This is a genomic window from Corynebacterium pseudotuberculosis (assembly GCF_002155265.1).
Classification (GTDB): Bacteria; Actinomycetota; Actinomycetes; order Mycobacteriales; family Mycobacteriaceae; genus Corynebacterium; species Corynebacterium pseudotuberculosis.
On record NZ_CP021251.1, the window covers coordinates 349,210 to 368,644 of the forward strand.

24 protein-coding genes and 1 pseudogene are annotated in these 19,435 nt (G+C 53.7%); 17 read left to right on the forward strand and 8 right to left on the reverse strand.

Annotation, left to right across the window (positions count from 1 at the left end; genetic code table 11):
• The first annotated feature begins 246 nt into the window (after positions 1-246).
• The 4 genes and pseudogenes from CpATCC19410_RS01695 to CpATCC19410_RS01710 all read left to right on the forward strand — a co-directional run bounded on the left by CpATCC19410_RS01695 (position 247) and on the right by CpATCC19410_RS01710 (position 3,843).
• Positions 247-1,237: pseudogene (locus tag CpATCC19410_RS01695) on the forward strand (ABC transporter ATP-binding protein).
• 38 nt (positions 1,238-1,275) lie between these two features.
• Positions 1,276-2,037 (forward strand): ABC transporter permease, encoded by a 762-nt coding sequence (locus CpATCC19410_RS01700; RefSeq protein ID WP_013241185.1) that lies wholly within the window; start codon positions 1,276-1,278, stop codon positions 2,035-2,037.
• A gap of 121 nt (positions 2,038-2,158) precedes the next feature.
• Entirely contained in the window at positions 2,159-2,884 is a 726-nt protein-coding gene (locus CpATCC19410_RS01705; protein WP_014400979.1) for a TIGR03943 family putative permease subunit, read from the forward strand.
• Positions 2,881-3,843: a permease gene (locus tag CpATCC19410_RS01710; RefSeq protein ID WP_014400980.1), complete on the forward strand. Its 963-nt coding sequence runs from the start codon at positions 2,881-2,883 to the stop codon at positions 3,841-3,843. Before CpATCC19410_RS01705 ends, CpATCC19410_RS01710 begins: the two co-directional genes overlap by 4 nt.
• Here the strand turns inward: CpATCC19410_RS01710 and CpATCC19410_RS01715 are convergent.
• Positions 3,840-4,526 (reverse strand): anaerobic ribonucleoside-triphosphate reductase activating protein, encoded by a 687-nt coding sequence (locus CpATCC19410_RS01715; RefSeq protein WP_038615785.1) that lies wholly within the window; start codon positions 4,524-4,526, stop codon positions 3,840-3,842. The two genes, CpATCC19410_RS01710 and CpATCC19410_RS01715, sit on opposite strands and share 4 nt — an antisense overlap.
• Complete coding sequence (locus CpATCC19410_RS01720) at positions 4,492-6,288, reverse strand: ribonucleoside triphosphate reductase (RefSeq protein WP_013241189.1); 1,797 nt, start codon at positions 6,286-6,288, stop codon at positions 4,492-4,494. Before CpATCC19410_RS01720 ends, CpATCC19410_RS01715 begins: the two co-directional genes overlap by 35 nt.
• Before the next feature lie 271 nt (positions 6,289-6,559).
• Here CpATCC19410_RS01720 and CpATCC19410_RS01725 point away from each other — a divergent pair, with 271 nt between their 5' ends.
• The 7 genes from CpATCC19410_RS01725 to CpATCC19410_RS10790 all read left to right on the forward strand — a co-directional run bounded on the left by CpATCC19410_RS01725 (position 6,560) and on the right by CpATCC19410_RS10790 (position 13,004).
• The gene (locus CpATCC19410_RS01725; RefSeq protein WP_014300461.1) at positions 6,560-6,943 is read left to right on the forward strand and encodes a hypothetical protein; all 384 of its coding nucleotides are present in this window, start codon (positions 6,560-6,562) and stop codon (positions 6,941-6,943) included.
• A 435-nt stretch (positions 6,944-7,378) separates the two neighbouring features.
• Positions 7,379-7,750, forward strand: coding sequence for a 30S ribosomal protein S12 (gene rpsL, locus CpATCC19410_RS01730; RefSeq protein WP_013241191.1), 372 nt, complete (start codon positions 7,379-7,381; stop codon positions 7,748-7,750).
• Between the two features lie 3 nt (positions 7,751-7,753).
• A complete protein-coding gene (gene rpsG, locus CpATCC19410_RS01735) occupies positions 7,754-8,221 on the forward strand; it encodes a 30S ribosomal protein S7 (RefSeq protein WP_013241192.1) in 468 nt (155 codons plus the stop codon).
• Between the two features lie 288 nt (positions 8,222-8,509).
• Complete coding sequence (gene fusA / locus CpATCC19410_RS01740) at positions 8,510-10,636, forward strand: elongation factor G (RefSeq protein WP_013241193.1); 2,127 nt, start codon at positions 8,510-8,512, stop codon at positions 10,634-10,636.
• Between the two features lie 307 nt (positions 10,637-10,943).
• Positions 10,944-12,134 carry an elongation factor Tu gene (gene tuf / locus CpATCC19410_RS01745; protein WP_013241194.1) on the forward strand — a complete coding sequence of 397 codons (1,191 nt, stop codon included), beginning with the start codon at positions 10,944-10,946 and terminating at the stop codon, positions 12,132-12,134.
• Between the two features lie 95 nt (positions 12,135-12,229).
• Positions 12,230-12,859 (forward strand): hypothetical protein, encoded by a 630-nt coding sequence (locus tag CpATCC19410_RS01750; protein WP_014522346.1) that lies wholly within the window; start codon positions 12,230-12,232, stop codon positions 12,857-12,859.
• Positions 12,852-13,004, forward strand: a complete 153-nt coding sequence (locus tag CpATCC19410_RS10790; RefSeq protein ID WP_013241196.1) for a hypothetical protein — start codon at positions 12,852-12,854, stop codon at positions 13,002-13,004. Before CpATCC19410_RS01750 ends, CpATCC19410_RS10790 begins: the two co-directional genes overlap by 8 nt.
• Here the strand turns inward: CpATCC19410_RS10790 and CpATCC19410_RS01755 are convergent.
• The 6 genes from CpATCC19410_RS01755 to CpATCC19410_RS01780 are packed head-to-tail and all read right to left on the reverse strand — an operon-like array spanning position 13,001 to position 15,587.
• On the reverse strand, positions 13,001-13,546 hold the full coding sequence (locus CpATCC19410_RS01755; RefSeq protein ID WP_014300463.1) for an Asp23/Gls24 family envelope stress response protein: 546 nt from the start codon (positions 13,544-13,546) through the stop codon (positions 13,001-13,003). The two genes, CpATCC19410_RS10790 and CpATCC19410_RS01755, sit on opposite strands and share 4 nt — an antisense overlap.
• Before the next feature lies 1 nt (position 13,547).
• On the reverse strand, positions 13,548-14,099 hold the full coding sequence (locus tag CpATCC19410_RS01760; RefSeq protein WP_013241198.1) for a DUF6286 domain-containing protein: 552 nt from the start codon (positions 14,097-14,099) through the stop codon (positions 13,548-13,550).
• A complete protein-coding gene (locus tag CpATCC19410_RS01765; RefSeq protein ID WP_013241199.1) occupies positions 14,092-14,553 on the reverse strand; it encodes an Asp23/Gls24 family envelope stress response protein in 462 nt (153 codons plus the stop codon). Before CpATCC19410_RS01765 ends, CpATCC19410_RS01760 begins: the two co-directional genes overlap by 8 nt.
• Positions 14,553-14,759: a hypothetical protein gene (locus CpATCC19410_RS01770; RefSeq protein ID WP_013241200.1), complete on the reverse strand. Its 207-nt coding sequence runs from the start codon at positions 14,757-14,759 to the stop codon at positions 14,553-14,555. The genes CpATCC19410_RS01765 and CpATCC19410_RS01770 overlap by 1 nt, the downstream gene beginning before the upstream one ends.
• Before the next feature lie 9 nt (positions 14,760-14,768).
• Positions 14,769-15,107, reverse strand: a complete 339-nt coding sequence (locus CpATCC19410_RS01775) for an Asp23/Gls24 family envelope stress response protein (protein ID WP_013241201.1) — start codon at positions 15,105-15,107, stop codon at positions 14,769-14,771.
• 12 nt (positions 15,108-15,119) lie between these two features.
• Entirely contained in the window at positions 15,120-15,587 is a 468-nt protein-coding gene (locus tag CpATCC19410_RS01780; RefSeq protein ID WP_013241202.1) for an Asp23/Gls24 family envelope stress response protein, read from the reverse strand.
• Between the two features lie 738 nt (positions 15,588-16,325).
• On the opposite strand from CpATCC19410_RS01780, the gene rpsJ reads away from it, so the two are divergent.
• The 6 genes from rpsJ to rpsS are packed head-to-tail and all read left to right on the forward strand — an operon-like array spanning position 16,326 to position 19,434.
• Complete coding sequence (gene rpsJ / locus CpATCC19410_RS01790) at positions 16,326-16,631, forward strand: 30S ribosomal protein S10 (protein ID WP_003854291.1); 306 nt, start codon at positions 16,326-16,328, stop codon at positions 16,629-16,631.
• 32 nt (positions 16,632-16,663) lie between these two features.
• Positions 16,664-17,320 (forward strand): 50S ribosomal protein L3, encoded by a 657-nt coding sequence (gene rplC / locus CpATCC19410_RS01795; RefSeq protein ID WP_013241203.1) that lies wholly within the window; start codon positions 16,664-16,666, stop codon positions 17,318-17,320.
• A complete protein-coding gene (gene rplD / locus CpATCC19410_RS01800; protein WP_013241204.1) occupies positions 17,317-17,970 on the forward strand; it encodes a 50S ribosomal protein L4 in 654 nt (217 codons plus the stop codon). The genes rplC and rplD overlap by 4 nt, the downstream gene beginning before the upstream one ends.
• A complete protein-coding gene (gene rplW, locus CpATCC19410_RS01805) occupies positions 17,970-18,275 on the forward strand; it encodes a 50S ribosomal protein L23 (protein WP_013241205.1) in 306 nt (101 codons plus the stop codon). The genes rplD and rplW overlap by 1 nt, the downstream gene beginning before the upstream one ends.
• A 21-nt stretch (positions 18,276-18,296) precedes the next feature.
• A complete protein-coding gene (rplB, locus tag CpATCC19410_RS01810) occupies positions 18,297-19,139 on the forward strand; it encodes a 50S ribosomal protein L2 (protein ID WP_013241206.1) in 843 nt (280 codons plus the stop codon).
• A 16-nt stretch (positions 19,140-19,155) separates the two neighbouring features.
• The gene (gene rpsS, locus CpATCC19410_RS01815) at positions 19,156-19,434 is read left to right on the forward strand and encodes a 30S ribosomal protein S19 (protein ID WP_013241207.1); all 279 of its coding nucleotides are present in this window, start codon (positions 19,156-19,158) and stop codon (positions 19,432-19,434) included.
• Position 19,435: the final 1 nt, after the last annotated feature.

A 19,435-nucleotide genomic window follows, 5' to 3' on the forward strand; every position in this document is an offset into this window, starting at 1 on the left:
ATTTCTTTCTAAGCGGATAGGGCTAGAAATTGAGAAATTTTGGCAACGCATTTACATAGTGTGGCTCGTCCTTATTTCCCGCATCATGATGTTAGGAAAAGCTGTGCTATTAGGGGAGGAAGAACAATATTGTGCGCAATAGAATCGTGAGTAATAAGGGGGATTGCGCTTGTGTGTAGTCATACCTAGGGGTGACATAAAAGATCGGCCCCTGGCAGGATTACACAAGTGAATAATTAAAGAATCATGGAAAGCATGATTACAGTTCGACACCTGAGTAAGAAATACGGGTCCAAGACGGCTATTGCTGATTTGAGTTTCACGGTTCCTGATGGGACCGTGACTGGATTCTTAGGACCGAATGGCTCCGGTAAATCAACAACGATGCGGTGCATACTTGGCTTGGATAGGCCTACGCACGGCGATGTTGAGTTTTCCACTGATACGTATACGGGAACGTTTGCCAACGTAAATGATAAGCCAAAAATGGCTGGTGCAATTCTTGATTCTAGTTGGTTTAATCCAGCTAGATCAGGCCGTAATCACCTCCGGGTGCTCGCGCGAGGCGCGGGTATCTCCGATAACAGAGTGGAAGAATGCCTGGACATCGTGGGGTTGCAAGAAGCAGCTAAAGGGAAAATCGGTGGTTATTCCCTAGGGATGAAACAGCGTATTGGTGTTGCCGCTGCCCTGTTGGGGGGACCCACAGCACCTTATCCTCGATGAGCCTGTCAACGGTCTTGACCCGGAGGGCGTGAGCTGGATGCGGAATACTATCCGCAGTCTGGCGCGTGAGGGGAGAAGCGTCTTGGTTTTTTCCCACTTACTTTCGGAGATGCAGCTGACGGCGGATCGATTGGTTGTGATCGGTCGAGGACACATGATCGGTGAGTATTCTCTGGAAGAATTTCTGGCGGATGGCACCCGGGTGCAGGTAGAAACGCCGCATGCTGTTGAGCTTGCCGCGAAACTGCAGAGCCAGGGGTTTGAGATTGTAGATCTACAAGAAGCCGCGGGATTTAGCGTCAACGTAGATAAAGACGCAGACGAGCAGGCGGTGCGCACGACGGTAGCCATGACTGCTTTGGCAGCTCAGCTTCCGGTTCTTGGTCTAAGCACCATTCAGGACAACCTAGAGCAAAGGTTCCTCGCAGCTACCGCAGAGGTACAGGAATATCGCACCAAACAGGCCGTGGATAGTGCTGTGGGAGACACAGCTTTGAGCGCTACCCAGTAACAGTTTTTACTCATAGAAATGAAGGGATCAATAACCACATGATAAATGCTTTGCGCTCAGAAATAACCAAATTATTAACGTTACGCAGCACCTGGGTATGGGCGATTCTCCTTACCGGCTCACTCTACGGCCCCGTCGTGCTCATAGGCCTGTTTAGCGGCGAGGTTTCAGACTATGACTGGGGATTTGCCCTTCCCGGCGCGATGATCTTTGTAATGCTGGCTGTATCTTTTAGCGCTTCAGCCATGGCGGGGGAGTTCAATGATCGGATGCACGCCCAAGCCTTCTTAACTCAACCACGGCGCAGCCTGTGGTTTAATGCACGAACACTCGTGATATCAGGCTTTCTTCTGATCAACTACCTAGTGGGAGTGGGGCTTATCTACCTGGTTTTTCTTGTCTTTCCTAAGATCACATTGGTAAATGAAAAAACCGTGTTGATCCTGGTGGATGGCGTGTTATTCCTGGTATTTAGCTTTATCGCGATAGGCGTAGCTGCTCTGACTCGTAACCGAGTTGCTGCCATGGCAGTACCACTTGCCTGGTTCTTAGCCATCGAGCGCCTGATCACCGTAGCTGCATCACAGATCGCTGCATTTATGCCATTATGGCTAGTAACTCCTGGAGAGCGCGTCAGTCAGCTAGCCAAGTATGGAAAAGACAACGCTGAGTTTTCCTCCATTGGGTGGGACTTTATGGATGTACAACCGTTGGGCTACAACATAGGCATTATCGTGGCCTGGACCGTTGTGTCACTACTCCTAGGGCTATGGGTCAACGCGAAAAGAGACGTCCGCTAGCAGGACTGATAAAAGCCAGCAGCGCTAACAGCAAGCGTATGACGGTGCAGTCTGCACAGTTAACCGATAAAGTCAGGGGGCGGACTTGCCAGGTTGGAAGAAAGGCTGCACCCTCTAATATATGAATATTGGGCAGTCACACACGGGACCAGCCAAGGGCACTGCCGTTGGCGCTTTTGTGATTGCAGCTCTTGGGGTGCTGCTGCTTACGGAGTCAATAACCGGGGGCATTAACAACTACCTTCAACCGGCCTTTCGCCCTTGGACCTTATTGAGCGGTGTGCTGTTGATAGGACTTGGCTGCTGGAGCATATATAGCGCACGCCGGTATCCGTGTTCGCATTCTCCCATGCACACTACTTCCTGGCTGCTGTTGATCCCAGTGATACTCGTAGCGCTTTGCGCACCGACTGCGCTGGGGGCGGCGTCGTTACGCTATACCGCGGAAAGTACCAGTGCGACAGTACGGAGAAACTCTTTAGATGATCTAGCAATGGAACCATTGCGTGGCTATGGCACAAACGAGATCACTCTAGAGGAGCTCACGGCGCGGTTTTTGCGTTCAGATAATACGTCGATGCTTGCTAAGACTGTGTCTGTGGCGGGGTTTGCTTCGCGCTCGATAGACGGCACATGGCGGCTTAGCCGATATAAGATTTTTTGTTGTGCCGCAGATGCGATGGCTTATACCGCATCATTGGCGGGGGCAACAGAACTCGTAGAAGACGAGTGGTATGAGATCACCGCCGAGGTCATAGCTCCGCCAGAAGGCTTTAACCCCCAGTTCCCTGTACTTAAAGTGGACCGCGCTACACAAATCCCGCAGCCGGAGCAGCCTTACTTATGAGGAAGGGACTTGGCCAGTACGGAGCGGTTGCAGCTCTTTTGATTCTTATCGCATTGTTCATCTTTGGGCCGTTGATTCAACTGCATGGCATAGCAGAGGCATGGGCGCAGATAAGCATTGCGATCATATTGCAAGCGATTCCTTTTCTTATCCTCGGGGTGATCATTTCAGGATTCATCGAGGTATTTGTTCCTGAGGCAGCTTTTCGACGCCTACCACGATCCCAACACCTCGCCGTTCCCACAGCGGCCGCCTCCGGGATGCTGCTCCCAGCCTGTGAATGCGCATCAGTGCCGATCACCCAGTCTCTTATCCGCAGAGGAGTACCCCCTGCTGCGGCTCTCGCCTTCCTCCTTGCCAGTCCCGCGATTAATCCGGTAGTGCTGGTATCCACTGCGGTTGCTTTTGGCGGAGACACTCGTATGATGCTTGCCAGATTTGTGGCTTCCCTTAGCGCAGCGGTGTTAGTGGGGTGGATATGGATTAGCGGGCGTGCGGAGCTATCTTCTGGAGAATCCCGCTCACACGAGCATCAGCATCATGCGCCCTCCGCATGGGAACGATTGAGAGAATCTTTTCTCCACGACCTCCTCAACGCTGGAGGCTACCTTGTCCTGGGAGCCTTGCTCGCAGGGATGCTTAAGCTCTTTATCCCCAGGGATTGGTTTCTCGTTCTTGGTGATAAGCCCGTGCTTGCCTGTCTAGCTATGGCGGTATTGGCTGTGCTCCTTGCCTTATGTTCCGAGGCGGATGCGTTTATCGCGGCTTCTTTCACCATGATGCCACCCACAGCCCAGCTCGTATTTTTAGTAGTTGGGCCGATGGTGGACGTCAAACTTATGGCGATGCAACGCGGCGCATGGGGTAATGGTTTTATTGCGCGTTTTGTCCCGCTTACCTTTGCGGTCGCGTTACTTACAGCGATAGGAGTCGGCGCGCTGTTCTTTGGTGATATTTAAAAGCAGCAATCAGGTGTCCACGGACTTCCATCAGCAGCCCGTGCATGTTGAATGACGAGCTCCACGGATGAATCCATGCTGCGATTCTTAACCACAGAACGTAGCTCGTCGATGTTTTGCTCAATGACAGAGCCCTCCCACAGAGTGGTCCGGAGTGTCACATCAATCTCGGATTCTTGCAGAATCCGCAGCGAGTCCCAGACAGCGGTTGCTACCCGAGGAGAGCAGCCCGTGACCTCACGCATATGCCTGGGTAGTGCCTTGATATCTAGTCCAACCCAGTCTGGAGTTGTAGCAGGGTCTCGTAGCAGTTCCGCAATGCGGCTTGGGGCATAACCACAGGTGTGTATCCCCACGGGAAAACCGATGTTATGAATAGCCGCAATAGCATCTCCTAGACCACGGACTGCGGTGGGCTCGCCGCCTGAGATGACGGCGGCGTCGATAAGCCCATGCCTAGAGCTCAAGAGGGAGAGAAACTCCGCAAGCGAGTGCGCGCCGGGTGTGAAGGCCTGTAACTGCGAATTATGGCAATACACACACCGTAGGGGGCAGCCCTGTGTAAAGGCCGCCGCCACCAGCTTTCCTGGCCAGTCAGTTGCAGAGAAAGGAATGATCCCCGCAATTGGCAGCTCGGCAGCTGTTTGATTAAGCAAGCGTTTCTGCAAAGTAGGTGCGCTCATGGAACTCGCCCTTCTTTCCAGTATTAAAACTCTGAACCGGGCGGAAGTAGCCCATTACTCGGGTCCACATCTCAGTGTGTTCGCCGCAGTCGGGGCATTCTGGATGCTCACCAGAGATATAGCCGTGAGTGGGGCAGATAGAAAATGTCGGAGTGATAGTGACGTATGGAAGCCGGAAGTTTTCCAAGGAGCGCCGGACGAGTTTTGCACACGCCTCACCGTCGCTCATCGCCGCGCCCATATAAAGGTGGAGCACGGTTCCGCCGGTGTATTTAGATTGCAGATCTTCCTGGAGCGCAAGGGCCTCAAAGGGGTCTGGGGTATGAGACACTGGTAGCTGGGAGGAATTGGTGTAATAAGGCTCTTCCTCCGTGCCTGCGTGAAGGATTCCGGGATAACGCTTAATATCCTCCTTAGCCAGTCGGTAAGTGGCGCCCTCGGCGGGAGTGGCTTCAAGGTTGAACAGGTGGCCTGTGCGTTCTTGGGCTTTAACCAATAAATCGTTGATGTGATCAAGTAGGCGAGCTACCTGTGCGTGGCCCTGGGGGTCGGTGAGATCGTAGGCATCATGGGTGAAATTACGAATCATCTCATTGCATCCATTAACGCCGATAGTGGAGAAATGATTGTCCAAGCTGGGGAGCCATCGCGAGCTGTAGGGATAGAGACCTGCATCCATTTGTTTTGCCACAAAAGCCCGACGGCGCTCGAGGGTTTCTATGCCCAGCTGAACGAGCTTATCCACGTTCGCCAGAAGGCCTTCCTCATCATCGGCATGGAGGTATCCTAAGCGAGCGCAGTTGAGGGTGACCACACCAATGGAACCGGTCAGCTCTGCTGAACCAAATAGCCCATTGCCTCGCTTGAGCAACTCGCGGAGATCGAGCTGCAGGCGGCAGCACATGGAACGGATCATGCCGGGATCAAGGTCGGAGTTAATAAAGTTCTGGAAATAGGGCAGCCCATACTTCGCAGTCATGGTGAAAAGAGCCTTAGAATTCGACGAATCCCAGTCGAAGTCCTTGGTGATGTTATACGTGGGGATCGGGAAGGTGAAGGGGCGGCCGTCCGCATCTCCTGCGCTCATGACCTCAATGAATGCGCGGTTGATGATGTCCATCTCTGACTGCAGATCGCCATAGGTAAAAGGCTGTGGCTCCTCGCCGATAAAAGGAACCTGATCTTGCAGATCCTCGGGGCAGGTCCAGTCGAAAGTGAGATTGGTAAACGGTGTCTGCGTTCCCCAGCGTGAGGGTACATTGAGGTTGAAAATGAACTCTTGCATCTGCTGGACAACGTCGTTATAGCTGAGGTTATCTAGTCGAACAAAGGGCGCCATGTATGTGTCAAAAGAACTGAATGCTTGGGCCCCGGCCCATTCGTTTTGCAAGGTCCCAAGGAAATTGACTATTTGCCCGCACGCGGAGGAGAAGTGCTTTGGGGGATGGGAAGAGATTGTGCCTGAGACTCCGTTGAAACCTTGTTCTAGGAGTTGGCGCAAAGACCACCCTGCGCAATATCCGGAAAGCATATCCAGATCGTGAATATGGATGGTGCCATCGCGATGGGCTTGTCCGGCCTCTGGGCTGAAAACGTTATCCAGCCAGTAGTTGGCGGTGATCTTTCCCGCAGAATTGAGGATCATTCCGCCTAGGGAATAATCCTGGTTGGCGTTGGCGTTGACGCGCCAATCCGATCGGTCGAGGTATTCCTCAATAGTAGAGCGGGAGTTAACGTGGGATTCGGTCATAGGAAATAACATAGGCGGAATTATCCCCATGTAACTACAGTATATAGTTGTTGAATTGTCGCCAATTACTATATGTAGTGGTATTGCCGTAGCTTGCCTTGCGGAAACGTTAGTGCATCTTGTGTGGGTGATATTTGTCGTCTAATTCATTTCTATCACGTAACTGTGATTTGAATTGCCTTACTATGTGCGATGGTGTCGGCTTTAATGGCGTGGAGTGACACTCTTGATGCTGTTGCGAGTAATCTCGGCGACTGCAATAAAAAATGATGAAGGAATGAATATGTCTTACAACTCTTATGTGGCAGTCGAGGACTGGATTCTTGACGACCTTCGTATCAAAGACGATGACCTGGTAGAGGCTCTATATATGGGAGACCATGGAGAGCTTTTCGACGTGGCTGCTGCATGGATGGATGTGCAAGAGTTTCTGCATTCGGAGGGGCTGAGCACTGCGGCGGTTGATGGAGAAGAAATTATTGTGGGGGACCCGATGGTGGGGATTGTTGCCCCTCAGCGAGTAGAAAAAGTGCTTTCGGACCTCTCTTCGGTGGATGATGCTGCGGTGCGGGAAGCCGGCCTGGGGGAGGCTATCCGTTCCTTCACTGATTTTTACGAGGGCGCTCGTTCTTCCGGGTTGGGGGTTGTGGTTTTAGCAGGGGAGTAGGCTTACTCGGAGTTCGGGGGATTTGGTCGTCCAGATGGTAAAAATGTCATTTTTGAGAACGCTGGAAAGTTTTTAGGGCTCTTGTTGGTGGGTAGGGGGGCTAGCGTTCTCAAAAACGATAATCGCTGTTGAAGCTGCTGTGGCTTGCTTGTGAGATTTGGATGCTGTAGGTTGTGTGCTAGTCCCACGTGTTTGATGGTGGGAGCCTGACGTTTTGCCTGGTTGGTGCTGGCATGTGATCTTTTGAGGGATTACGTACTCGCCCACAGTGGATTGAAGCGTTGTGGTAAATGCGGAAGCGGCCCCGGAAAAGAGCCCCTTTTTTGGTTTGTCTAGGGTCTTTTAGGCCCTGTTCCGCACTAGCCAGGCACATGAAGCGATAACTTCTTCGAGGTTTTCAGCTTCGAAGAAAAGTACCGATTGAGAAAGACGGCTATGCCTACTATTCAGCAGCTGGTCCGCAAGGGCCGCCACGATAAGACTGCAAAGGTTTCCACTGCAGCCCTCAAGGGCTCCCCGCAGCGTCGTGGCGTGTGCACTCGTGTGTACACCACCACTCCTAAGAAGCCGAACTCCGCTTTGCGTAAGGTTGCCCGTGTGCGCCTTACCTCGGGTATTGAGGTTTCCGCTTACATCCCAGGTGAGGGCCACAACCTCCAGGAGCACTCCATGGTGCTCGTGCGTGGTGGTCGTGTGAAGGACCTTCCTGGTGTTCGTTACAAGATCATCCGTGGCGCACTGGATACCCAGGGCGTGAAGGATCGTAAGCAGGCTCGCTCCCGTTACGGCGCAAAGAAGGAGAAGTAATCAATGCGTAAGAATGCAGCTCCCAAGCGTCCTATCGTTAAAGACCCAGTTTTCGGCTCTGAGGTTGTTACTCAGCTGGTAAACAAGGTTCTGTTGGACGGTAAAAAGTCCACCGCTGAGCGTATCGTTTACGGCGCACTAGACATCTGCAAGGAAAAGACCGGTACTGATCCGGTTCTTACCCTCGAGAAGGCTCTTGGCAACATCAAGCCTGATCTTGAGGTTCGCTCCCGCCGCGTCGGTGGCGCTACCTACCAGGTTCCTGTTGAGGTTCGCCCGGGCCGTGCAAACACCCTGGCTCTGCGTTGGTTGGTTACCTTCACCCGCCAGCGTCGCGAGAACACCATGATCGAGCGCCTGGCTAATGAGATTCTCGATGCAGCGAACGGCCTCGGTGCTTCCGTGAAGCGTCGCGAGGACACCCACAAGATGGCTGAGGCCAACCGCGCCTTCGCTCACTACCGCTGGTAATTCGTATGCGTATTGTGACCCGACTGGGATGGCTCAGAGTTTTCACCCTCGTTGCGCAAGTGTAAAACCACGGCGACAAGGAGATGTGAGAAGCTACGCGCCGCCAGTTGGGTCACTTTTCCATAGGAAAGATCTCGTAAACTTTCACGTTTTGTTGGAACTCGGCTGAGAATTCAACGAGTTTTTGGCAGAATAAACACGAACTATCCGTGCAGTGAGTGCGTCTTCCTTGAGCGTTTAACGCGCTAGAGTAAAAGACCACTCCGGCTACATAAGTTAGGGACAACTGTGGCACAAGAAGTGCTTAAGGACTTGAACAAGGTCCGCAACATCGGCATCATGGCCCACATTGACGCCGGTAAGACCACCACCACCGAGCGCATCCTCTTCTACACCGGCATCAACCGTAAGGTCGGCGAGACCCACGACGGTGCTTCCACCACCGACTGGATGGAGCAGGAGAAGGAACGCGGCATCACCATTACCTCGGCTGCTGTTACCTGTTTCTGGAACGGCAACCAGGTCAACATCATTGACACCCCAGGCCACGTGGACTTCACCGTTGAGGTTGAGCGCTCCCTTCGCGTTCTTGACGGCGCAGTTGCAGTGTTCGACGGTAAAGAAGGCGTTGAGCCGCAGTCCGAGCAGGTGTGGCGTCAGGCTGCTAAGTATGACGTTCCCCGTATCTGCTTTGTGAACAAGATGGACAAGCTCGGTGCGGACTTCTACTTCACCGTTCAGACCATCATCGACCGTCTCGGTGCTAAGCCATTGGTCATGCAGCTGCCTATCGGCGCTGAGGATGACTTTGATGGTATTGTTGACCTTCTTGAGATGAAGGCCATCACGTGGCGCGGCAAGGTCGAGACCGGCGCTGAGCCAGTCATCGAGGAAATTCCAGCTGACTTGGCTGATAAAGCTGCTGAGTACCGTGAGAAGCTCGTTGAGACCGTTGCTGAGTCCGATGAGGCTCTCATGGAGAAGTACTTCGGTGGCGAGGAGCTCACCATCGAGGAGCTTAAGGCTGGTATTCGTAAGCTGACCGTTAACTCTGAGGTTTACCCAGTTCTTTGCGGTACCGCTTACCGTAACAAGGGCGTTCAGCCACTGCTCGACGCTGTTATTGATTACCTCCCAACCCCATTGGACATCGGAGAAGTTCACGGCCACAAGGTCGGCGACGAGTCTGTGGACTTGGTTCGTAAGCCTTCAGTCGACGAGCCTTTCTCTGCTCTTGCGTTCAAGATTGCAGCTCACCCGTTCTTTGGCAAGCTCACCTTCGTCCGCGTTTACTCCGGCATCGTTGAGCCTGGCGCTCAGGTTGCAAACTCCACCAAGGGTAAGAACGAGCGCATCGGTAAGCTGTTCCAGATGCACGCCAACAAGGAGAACCCTGTTGACGAGGCACGCGCTGGTAACATCTACGCGTTCATCGGCCTGAAGGACACCACTACTGGTGACACCCTCTGCGATAAGAACAACCAGATCATCCTCGAGTCCATGGACTTCCCGGATCCTGTGATCAAGGTTTCCATCGAGCCAAAGACCAAGTCTGACCAGGAGAAGCTCGGTACCGCTATTCAGAAGCTTTCTGAAGAAGACCCGACCTTCACCGTTGAGCTCGATGAAGAGTCCGGCCAGACCGTTATCGGCGGCATGGGCGAGCTTCACCTCGACGTTCTCGTTGACCGTATGAAGCGCGAATTCAAGGTCGAAGCTAACGTTGGTAACCCGCAGGTTGCATACCGCGAGACCATCCGCAAGCCCGTCGAGAAGCTTGAATACACCCACAAGAAGCAGACTGGTGGTTCTGGTCAGTTTGCTAAGGTCATCATCGGTATTGAGCCTTACGCTCCTGAGCAGGAGACCTTGGAAGAGGGCGAGTCCGCAATCTACAAGTTCGAGAACGCTGTTACCGGTGGTCGTATCCCGAAGGAATACATTCCTTCCGTGGACGCAGGTATCCAGGATGCAATGCAGTATGGTTACCTCGCTGGCTTCCCGCTGGTAAATATCAAGGCAACGCTTATCGACGGCGCATACCACGAGGTTGACTCCTCTGAAATGGCCTTCAAGCTTGCTGGTTCTCAGGCTCTGAAAGAGGCTGTGGCAAAGGCAAAGCCAGTTCTCCTTGAGCCTTTGATGGCTGTTGAGGTTATTACTCCTGAGGAGTACATGGGCGACGTTATCGGCGATATCAACTCTCGCCGTGGCCAGGTCTCCGCTATGGACGACCGCGCTGGCGCCAAGGTAGTCAAGGCAAAGGTTCCGCTGTCTGAGATGTTCGGTTACGTCGGTGACCTGCGTTCTCGTACTCAGGGCCGTGCTAACTACACCATGATCTTCGATTCCTACGCAGAGGTTCCGACCAACGTAGCAACCGAGATCGTTGCTGAGCGCAACGGCACTGCCTAAGCGTTAAGCCTTCTCGTACTATGCCTTTTTCCTTCCTGTGCTGGTGAAGGAAAAGGGCGGTACGAAAAGGGGTAGCGGCTCGTTGAGTGTTTCAGCCTATGGAATGCTGAGCCGGCCGTTACCCTGTAAGATCCATCTGGATCCTTCGGTGGTTTGATAAAAACACCGTGTGACCCTAGGATCATGTAACTGGCACATTAGTAAATAGCTGTACTGCCAGACTGCCGAATTAGCGGTCAGAATGTACAGCAACTGTCAACTCGTGGCTGCGAAATCGTAGCCACCACGAAGTCCAGGAGGACACACAGTGGCAAAGGCTAAGTTCGAGCGTACTAAGCCGCACGTTAACATCGGTACCATCGGTCACGTCGACCACGGCAAGACCACCACTACCGCTGCTATCACCAAGGTTCTGGCTGACGCATACCCGGATCTCAACGAGGCTTTCGCCTTCGACGCCATTGACAAGGCACCGGAGGAGAAAGAGCGTGGCATCACGATCAACATCTCCCACGTTGAGTACCAGACCGAGAAGCGCCACTACGCACACGTGGATGCTCCGGGTCACGCCGACTACATCAAGAACATGATCACCGGCGCTGCTCAGATGGACGGCGCAATCCTCGTGGTTGCTGCTACCGACGGCCCAATGCCTCAGACCCGTGAGCACGTTCTGCTCGCTCGCCAGGTTGGCGTTCCTTACATCCTTGTTGCTCTTAACAAGTGCGACATGGTTGACGATGAGGAAATCATCGAGCTCGTCGAGATGGAGATCCGTGAGCTGCTCGCTGAGCAGGATTACGATGAAGAGGCTCCTATCATCCACATCTCCGCTCTGAAGGCTCTTGAGGGCGACGAGGAGTGGACCAAGTCCATCCTCGAGCTCATGCAGGCTTGCGATGATTCCATCCCGGATCCAGAGCGCGAGACCGACAAGCCATTCCTCATGCCTATCGAGGACATCTTCACCATCACCGGTCGTGGCACCGTTGTTACCGGCCGTGTTGAGCGTGGCCAGCTGAACGTCAACGAGGACGTTGAGATCATCGGTATCAAGGAAAAGTCCACCCAGACCACCGTTACCGGTATCGAGATGTTCCGTAAGCTTCTCGACTACACCGAGGCTGGCGACAACTGTGGTCTCCTCCTCCGTGGTATCAAGCGCGAAGACGTTGAGCGCGGTCAGGTTGTTGTTAAGCCAGGCGCTTACACTCCTCACACCGAGTTCGAGGGCTCTGTCTACGTCCTTTCCAAGGACGAGGGCGGCCGCCACACCCCGTTCTTCGACAACTACCGTCCTCAGTTCTACTTCCGCACCACCGACGTTACCGGTGTTGTGAAGCTTCCTGAGGGCACCGAGATGGTTATGCCTGGCGACAACGTCGACATGTCCGTCACCCTGATCCAGCCTGTCGCTATGGACGAGGGCCTGCGCTTCGCTATCCGCGAGGGCTCCCGCACCGTTGGCGCTGGCCGCGTCACCAAGATCATCAAGTAATGATCTTTTAGCAGTTCGCTGCTAGGCTTTTAAAAATCCGCTTTGGTCAATGTACCAGGGCGGATTTTTTGTGTTATGGGATAAGATCGGTAGCCATGATGGATCGCCCCCACATGGATAGAATGCTTGATGCCGTCCGAGAAGTGTGGGAAGGGCAGCCGGATTTGGATTTTGCTGCGCTCATGGGCATGTTGAACGCCCATGGTCTCACGTGGGGAATTTCAGATAGTGATGCCCTGGATATATGTATGATGATTTCCACTACCTATCCGGGAGCGCTCTCCAAAGTCGCCGGGCAACACAGTGTGCTGCTTGCCAACGGCACCACCGCGGTGCTCACTTCCGAGCAGGTTGTGCTGCTTCGCGGTTGGCAGCAACCTATCTGGTGGAACTATGAGTCCCTTGTCCAAGCACAGGTGGGGTTACCTCTAGTGCTAAAGGATCGTGAAGGCATCGAACACCGGCTGGATATGATTCATCGTATTGAGAAGACCATGGTGGTGGAAGGCATGGATACCCGCGTGATTGAGCTTGTCGACGCCTCCGTGATCCTACAAAGGGGACACCATGCTCGCCATTTTGTGCGCAGGCGTCGTGATCTGGTGACTAAGGACTATCAGGTTCCGCGGGCTTGGGTGCCGGGGGAAGGAAAACCAGCAAGGTTACTCACTAGAGAACAAAACATAGTGGAGTTGCCTGCTATAGCAACGATTATCCTTGGCTGAGGAAGTCGGTGCTTTTACTTATGCTCTGAGTACTCGAGGCATGATCCTTGAGCCCACTGTAGAGTTCTTTGTTTTCAGGGAAAGAACTCCAGTGACTCTTGATCTTTCGCGGGGCGTCGTTGGGGTAAACCGACTCTGTTCTTAATCCTCAACTTTAGCCATATGTACGCGATATTCCGTACGAATGGGAGTTTCTGGTAAGGCTACTGCAACGTCCTGGTCTAGCTGTTGAAGGGACTGTTGAATGCTCAGCGCATGTGGCACTGACTCTAATAAGATATCGAGGATAATGACTGTTTCCTGCCCACGGCTTTCCACATGTCCGTGGGCGGAAATGACGGGTTCGAGCTCTTCTAAGTCCTCGGCTGCTAGTTCTGCTATGTGATCTATATTGACGCTAATTTTCCCATTGTTTTGAGTGACGCGAGAAATATGATTGCGGCGCAGATTGGCAACTACTATCCATATGCCGCTGATTAGGAAAAAAATCGCAGCGAAAAACAAAGCGACATCGAACCAACGTTGCTGAGAAGCTTGGTGCCATTGAGGAAATTCGGCGAGATCAGCGAGCTGTTGCGCCCACAGAAGATCAAATTTTAGGGCAATAGTCCATACCGCTAGAGCGCCGAGAAGAACACCGACGAGGATGCAGAGGAGACGGTCAAAACTGGCTGTAGAGCGTTTCATATTAACCTTCACCTCTTACTACAACTTTGAGCTTGGGATGTGTTTGCAGTTTGAGGGCGATGGGCTCAACGACAGAACGAATGCGTTCTTCATACTTTTTGACCTCGTCGAGGTGTTGAGAATCGATGGATGCCACCACCCTAATAGAGCGGGCGGAACTATTCACTGTGGTGCGTGCCTGAGTAACTCCAGGGATTTGTTTAGCGTTCAGCGTGGCTAGGCGAGCGATATCAAGGGGGCGCATATAACAAGTGACACCGTCGATAAAAGCCACGTGGGTCCGAGGCCTAGGCTTGAAAGCAATAGCTATCAAAATTAGAGCGAGGATCGCCGTTGCTACGCCAGCAGCTAACATCCAGGGTTGGTAGGTGACTGCAGAAATGAAACGCAGTATTGGATCTACCCAGGCATGACGATGGTTACCTTCAGTGCGTACCCACCAGAGTTCCCGTGCGGCGACAAAACCGATGCCTATAGCCGCCAACCCAATGAGAATCGCGGCAAGGCGGGCGGCAGGACGCCCTTTGATAGCAGTGGGGCTGGGGCTATCCATGACTCCTCCTTGGCTCGATTCTTCGGATAGCTATTGGCTTAAGTGGTCGCGGAGGCGCGGTAACGATCGGCATAAGCACTTGGTGATCGGGAACCTGGGGATGTGTTACCTCTGGTGGCTGTATCTCATGAGTAGCCGCGAAGCGTGTGCCATGATTAAGGGCCGTGACCACAACATTCACGGGAACATCGTGAATACCTGCGTAAGCGGAAAACCATGTGGAAATCGCAGCAGCCACATTTTCCGCCACACCCGTTACTGGGCTGGGCCACGTTACTGCTATAAAGGCTTCTACTGTGGGCGGTGAGTGGAGGTCATCGCGGCGGACGTCGATACGCGGAAGCGAGCGACCGGCACGACGGGAAACGCGGACTGTGCCAGGGACTGAGTGAACTGCTGCTTTAGCCAGTTTGGTGAGCGCCCGATCCGTAATAGTCACCGGAGGGGGCGTCATTATCCGCGACCTCCGCGTCGGACGTTCTCAATGAGGTCGTGAAAGATCTTGTAAAGATTTATTTTTCCGTCACAATGCGCGCCAATAAGAGCACCTATACCTCCAGCAACTGCCAATATGAGGAGCAGGAATACATGGCCGGATAAGATCGCAAAGGCCACCAGAACACCGAGGATTGCGCCGAGAAGGGTTTTATTCTGAAACATTAAAGCTCCTTATAGCTGGGTTAGCTTTACGACGTCGCTGACGACCACATCAATCGAAGCCGCGTCGCAGAGTCCAGAATCCGTTACGGCAGCGACGATTGATTGAGCAAGATCGGTGAGACTATATCCGTAATAAGCGGCAACATTAACCTCAAGGGTCTGATGGCCTTGGGCATCGTCTAATCGGAGTCCGATGACTTTGTGCCGCGGATAGAGCAGTGCGACTTCACCAAAACGTCCGCCGCGGAGTTCCGCAACACCATCAATCCCAAGAATTTTTTCTGCTAAGGCTTGCGCAGATTCATATGAGGGGAGATTGGGAAGCCCCGATGGTCGCGGGGTTGACACTATGAAAGCTCCTTAGTGGACGCGGGTATGGGTAGGCGAATCGTTGGCTTCGCCTTCGTCTTCATCGAAATCCAGGTGGACATCATGAACGGTGACATTGACTTCGGTGACCTCAAGACCGGTCATTCTTTCAATGGCGTTGATAATGTTTTGCCGAATTGCTTGGGCCAGCTGATGGATAGCGACCCCGTATTCAGCAACGATAGCCACGTCTACGGCCGCTTGCCGCTCTCCAACTTCCACCTCAACGCCCTGCTGAAGATTAGTGCGGGACCCAGGAATGGAATCGCGAAGTGCTCCGACTACGCGTGCGGTATTGCCTCCGACGGCGTGGACTCCTGACACTTCTCTGGTAGCTAGACCGGCAATCTTTGCCACCACGGTGTTTTCAATAACGGTTCTGCCATGAGTGGTCTCCAACGTTGTAGGAGAACCAGCAGTTGAGGTATCTGCTGCTGGAGTATTCTGTGCATCGGACATGAGAGGATCCTCCTTGTATGTGGCGGCGTGGTAAGCACGCAGCCCGTTTTCTAGCCCCTGAAGTTATGGATTCCATACTAAAAGGGTTTTTCTTAAAAGGGGAGGGGACGAGTCCTCTATGTGGATAACAATGTGAACACTTTTTGCCATAGTGCTGTGACGCGCCGCAGGAGGGCGTTGAAAAGCTAAAAATCTTTACTTGTGATGAATAACACATTAAAAGTGTGGATAAAGTTCCGAGAAAGGTTGTGCTGGATGGCTATTGATGTTTGAATACAAAGGTTGCTTTGACACAGTAAATGCAAGACTGCTGCATGAATAAATGTGGAAGTTTTGGATTACTGCTGGTGAGGCAAACATGACACCTTTAAGGTGAACCTCTGAGCGGAAACGCGAATGAGGGAATCGGAAGGATCCTTGAGAGATTTGAGTGCAATGCACGTTTTTCTTGAGGGCCGGAGTGAAGGGGCATGGCAAATAAACAGCGGCAGTACGTAAGGGCCACGCTTATCGTGAGATATTTAGGTCCCTTCCGGCTTGACATACGGGTCTTGTACCCCGTCAGGTGCTATGGCGTGTGTTTGTGTCCACGCCCGCTAGCTCCACCAAGTCGTTATAGACAGTCAAGTAAGAACTGGCGTTGCGCCCAGGCCCTAAGGTCCGGACAACGTTATAGAGATATTAAGAGCGATTCCCACCAATCCCTAGGATGTGGGACAAGCGAGGAAGAGGATAAGCGTGGCGGGACAAAAGATCCGCATTCGGCTGAAGGCCTACGATCACGAGGCGATTGATGCGTCTGCACGCAAAATCGTCGAGACCGTGACCCGTACGGGTGCACGCGTCGTCGGCCCGGTGCCGTTGCCCACCGAAAAGAACGTATACGCCGTTATTCGTTCTCCCCATAAGTACAAGGATTCTCGCGAGCACTTCGAGATGCGCACTCACAAGCGCCTGATCGACATCCTCGACCCGACGCCGAAGACGGTTGACGCTCTTATGCGCATCGACCTTCCGGCCAGCGTCGACGTGAATATTCAGTGATCGACGAAATTTTTGGCAGCGGAGAATAACTTATGAGTGAAACTGAGATCAAGGGCATTCTGGGCACCAAGCTCGGCATGACCCAGATCTTTGACGAGGACAACCGAGTAATCCCGGTTACCGTCGTTGAAGCTGGGCCATGTGTGGTCACCCAGATTCGCACCATCGAAACCGATGGCTACAACGCCATCCAGATCGCCTACGGCGACATCGACCCTCGCAAGGCAAACAAGCCTGCAACTGGTCATTTCAAGAAAGCTGGCGTTACCCCCCGCCGTCACGTTGCAGAGATCCGTATGAACGACGTTTCTGCATACGAGCTCGGCCAGGACGTTACCGTTGAAATCTTCGAAGGCATCACCTTTGTTGACGTCACCGGAACGACCAAGGGTAAGGGCTACGCAGGTGCTATGAAGCGCCACGGCTTTGCAGGTCAGGGCGCTGCCCACGGTAACCAGGCTGCACACCGCCGCGTCGGTGGCATCGGCGCCTGCGCTACCCCAGGTCGCGTTTTCAAGGGCACCCGCATGGCAGGCCGCATGGGTAATGATCGCGTCACCACCCAGAACCTGAAGGTTCAGAAGATTGATGCAGATGCCAACCTGATTCTGATCAAGGGCGCTATCCCTGGCAACCGTGGTGGCATCGTTACCGTTAAGACTGCAGTGAAGGGCGGTGCACACGCATGACCAACCTAAAGTTGGACGTCCTCACCGCTGAGGGCAAGACCGACGGTCAAGTCGAGCTGCCAGCAGAGATCTTCGATCGTGAAGCTTCTGTGGCACTTATGCACCAGGTTGTCAACGCACAGCTTGCTGCAAAGCGTCAGGGTACTCACTCGACCAAGACCCGCGCTGAGGTCTCCGGTGGCGGACGCAAGCCGTTCCGTCAGAAGGGTACCGGCCGCGCTCGTCAGGGCTCGATCCGTGCTCCTCACTTCACCGGTGGCGGCATCTCGCACGGCCCTAAGCCGCGCGATTACAGCCAGCGCACCCCGAAGAAGATGATCAAGGCTGCTCTCTACGGTGCACTGTCGGATCGCGCTCGTCACGAGCGTATCCACGTGATCACTGAGCTGGTTCCTGGTCAGACTCCTTCCACCAAGTCCGCACGCGCTTTCGTAGAGCGCATCACTGATCGTCGCAACGTTCTTCTCGTTGTCGGTCGTGAGGACACCACCGCACAGAAGAGTGCTCGTAACCTGCCCGGCGTTCACATCTTGTTCGCTGATCAGCTGAACACCTATGACGTCCTCAAGTCTGATGACGTTGTGTTCTCTGTCGAGGCTTTGAACACCTTCATCAACCGCGTCACCGGCGCGGCTCAGGAGGAGAAGTAATGGCTAAGATCGCAGACCCCCGTGACATCATTCTCGCCCCGGTCGTCTCCGAGAAGTCTTATGGCTTGATGGAACAGAACACCTATGTGTTCTTCGTTTCTCCTAGCGCCAACAAGACCGAGATCAAGATCGCAATCGAGCAGATCTTCGGCGTCAAGGTTGCTTCCGTTAACACCGCTAACCGTGAGGGCAAGCGCAAGCGCACTCGCTCCGGCTACGGCGTACGCAAGGCAACCAAGCGCGCTTACGTGACGCTTCGAGAGGGCAGCGACGCAATCGACATCTTCGGCGGCTCCGCCGCTTAAGGTTCGAGGTAAGGACAAATTATGGCTATTCGTAAGTACAAGCCGACAACCCCGGGTCGCCGCCAGAGCTCTGTTTCCATGTTCGAGGAGATCACTCGTTCAACTCCGGAAAAATCTCTGGTTCGCCCGCTCCCTAAGAAGGGCGGCCGTAACGTTCACGGCCACATCACCGTTCGCCACAAGGGCGGTGGACACAAGCGCCAGTACCGCGTCATCGACTTCCGTCGTAATGACAAAGACGGCATTCCCGCAAAGGTCGCTCACATTGAGTACGACCCGAACCGTACCGCTAACATCGCACTTCTGCACTACGTAGATGGCGAGAAGCGCTACATCATCGCTCCTAAGGGCATGAAGCAGGGCCAGATGATCGAGTCTGGTGCTGCTGCAGACATCAAGGTTGGTAACAACCTTCCGCTGCGTAACATCCCTGCTGGTACCACCATTCACTGCGTCGAGTTGAAGCCGGGCGCAGGCGCTAAGCTGGCTCGTTCCGCTGGTGCCTCCATCCAGCTCCTCGGTAAAGCTGGTAAGTACGCAGTTCTGCGTATGCCGTCTTCGGAAATCCGCCGCGTGGATATCCGTTGCCGTGCAACCGTGGGCGAGGTCGGCAACGCTGACCAAATCAACATCCGCTGGGGTAAAGCCGGCCGTATGCGCTGGAAGGGCGTTCGCCCGACCGTCCGTGGTGTCGTTATGAACCCGGTCGATCACCCACACGGTGGTGGTGAGGGTAAGACCTCCGGTGGTCGTCACCCTGTTTCCCCATGGGGAAAGAAAGAGGGACGCACCCGCAACCCCAACCGTTACAGCAACAACATGATCGTGTCGCGTCGTCGCACGAACAAGAGCAAGAAGCGCTAAGAGGAGGAAAACTTAGATGCCACGCAGCCTTAAGAAGGGCCCGTTCGTCGATGAGCACCTCCTCGCAAAGGTCGATGCTCAGAACGAAAAGGGCACCAAGCAGGTCATCAAGACCTGGTCCCGCCGTTCCACCATTCTCCCGGACTTCATTGGTCACACTTTCGCCGTCCACGACGGCCGCAAGCACGTGCCAGTGTTCGTGGACGACTCTATGGTCGGCCACAAGCTCGGTGAGTTTGCACCCACCAAGACCTTCAAGGGTCACATCAAGGACGATAAGAAGGGACGTCGATAAG

Excerpts from the sequence above, each read along its gene's own strand:
- CpATCC19410_RS01700 (WP_013241185.1), top strand. The coding sequence starts at position 1,276 with ATGATAAATGCTTTGCGCTCAGAAATAACCAAATTATTAACGTTACGC.
- CpATCC19410_RS01760 (WP_013241198.1), bottom strand. The coding sequence starts at position 14,099 with ATGGATAGCCCCAGCCCCACTGCTATCAAAGGGCGTCCTGCCGCCCGC.
- CpATCC19410_RS01755 (WP_014300463.1), bottom strand. The coding sequence starts at position 13,546 with ATGAAACGCTCTACAGCCAGTTTTGACCGTCTCCTCTGCATCCTCGTC.
- rplC (WP_013241203.1), top strand. The coding sequence starts at position 16,664 with ATGAGTGAAACTGAGATCAAGGGCATTCTGGGCACCAAGCTCGGCATG.
- rplD (WP_013241204.1), top strand. The coding sequence starts at position 17,317 with ATGACCAACCTAAAGTTGGACGTCCTCACCGCTGAGGGCAAGACCGAC.
- CpATCC19410_RS01780 (WP_013241202.1), bottom strand. The coding sequence starts at position 15,587 with ATGTCCGATGCACAGAATACTCCAGCAGCAGATACCTCAACTGCTGGT.
- CpATCC19410_RS01750 (WP_014522346.1), top strand. The coding sequence starts at position 12,230 with ATGATGGATCGCCCCCACATGGATAGAATGCTTGATGCCGTCCGAGAA.
- CpATCC19410_RS01725 (WP_014300461.1), top strand. The coding sequence starts at position 6,560 with ATGTCTTACAACTCTTATGTGGCAGTCGAGGACTGGATTCTTGACGAC.
- CpATCC19410_RS01705 (WP_014400979.1), top strand. The coding sequence starts at position 2,159 with ATGAATATTGGGCAGTCACACACGGGACCAGCCAAGGGCACTGCCGTT.
- CpATCC19410_RS01710 (WP_014400980.1), top strand. The coding sequence starts at position 2,881 with ATGAGGAAGGGACTTGGCCAGTACGGAGCGGTTGCAGCTCTTTTGATT.
- rpsL (WP_013241191.1), top strand. The coding sequence starts at position 7,379 with ATGCCTACTATTCAGCAGCTGGTCCGCAAGGGCCGCCACGATAAGACT.
- CpATCC19410_RS01720 (WP_013241189.1), bottom strand. The coding sequence starts at position 6,288 with ATGTTATTTCCTATGACCGAATCCCACGTTAACTCCCGCTCTACTATT.
- rpsS (WP_013241207.1), top strand. The coding sequence starts at position 19,156 with ATGCCACGCAGCCTTAAGAAGGGCCCGTTCGTCGATGAGCACCTCCTC.
- rpsG (WP_013241192.1), top strand. The coding sequence starts at position 7,754 with ATGCGTAAGAATGCAGCTCCCAAGCGTCCTATCGTTAAAGACCCAGTT.
- CpATCC19410_RS01765 (WP_013241199.1), bottom strand. The coding sequence starts at position 14,553 with ATGACGCCCCCTCCGGTGACTATTACGGATCGGGCGCTCACCAAACTG.
- rplW (WP_013241205.1), top strand. The coding sequence starts at position 17,970 with ATGGCTAAGATCGCAGACCCCCGTGACATCATTCTCGCCCCGGTCGTC.
- CpATCC19410_RS01770 (WP_013241200.1), bottom strand. The coding sequence starts at position 14,759 with ATGTTTCAGAATAAAACCCTTCTCGGCGCAATCCTCGGTGTTCTGGTG.
- CpATCC19410_RS01715 (WP_038615785.1), bottom strand. The coding sequence starts at position 4,526 with ATGAGCGCACCTACTTTGCAGAAACGCTTGCTTAATCAAACAGCTGCC.
- rplB (WP_013241206.1), top strand. The coding sequence starts at position 18,297 with ATGGCTATTCGTAAGTACAAGCCGACAACCCCGGGTCGCCGCCAGAGC.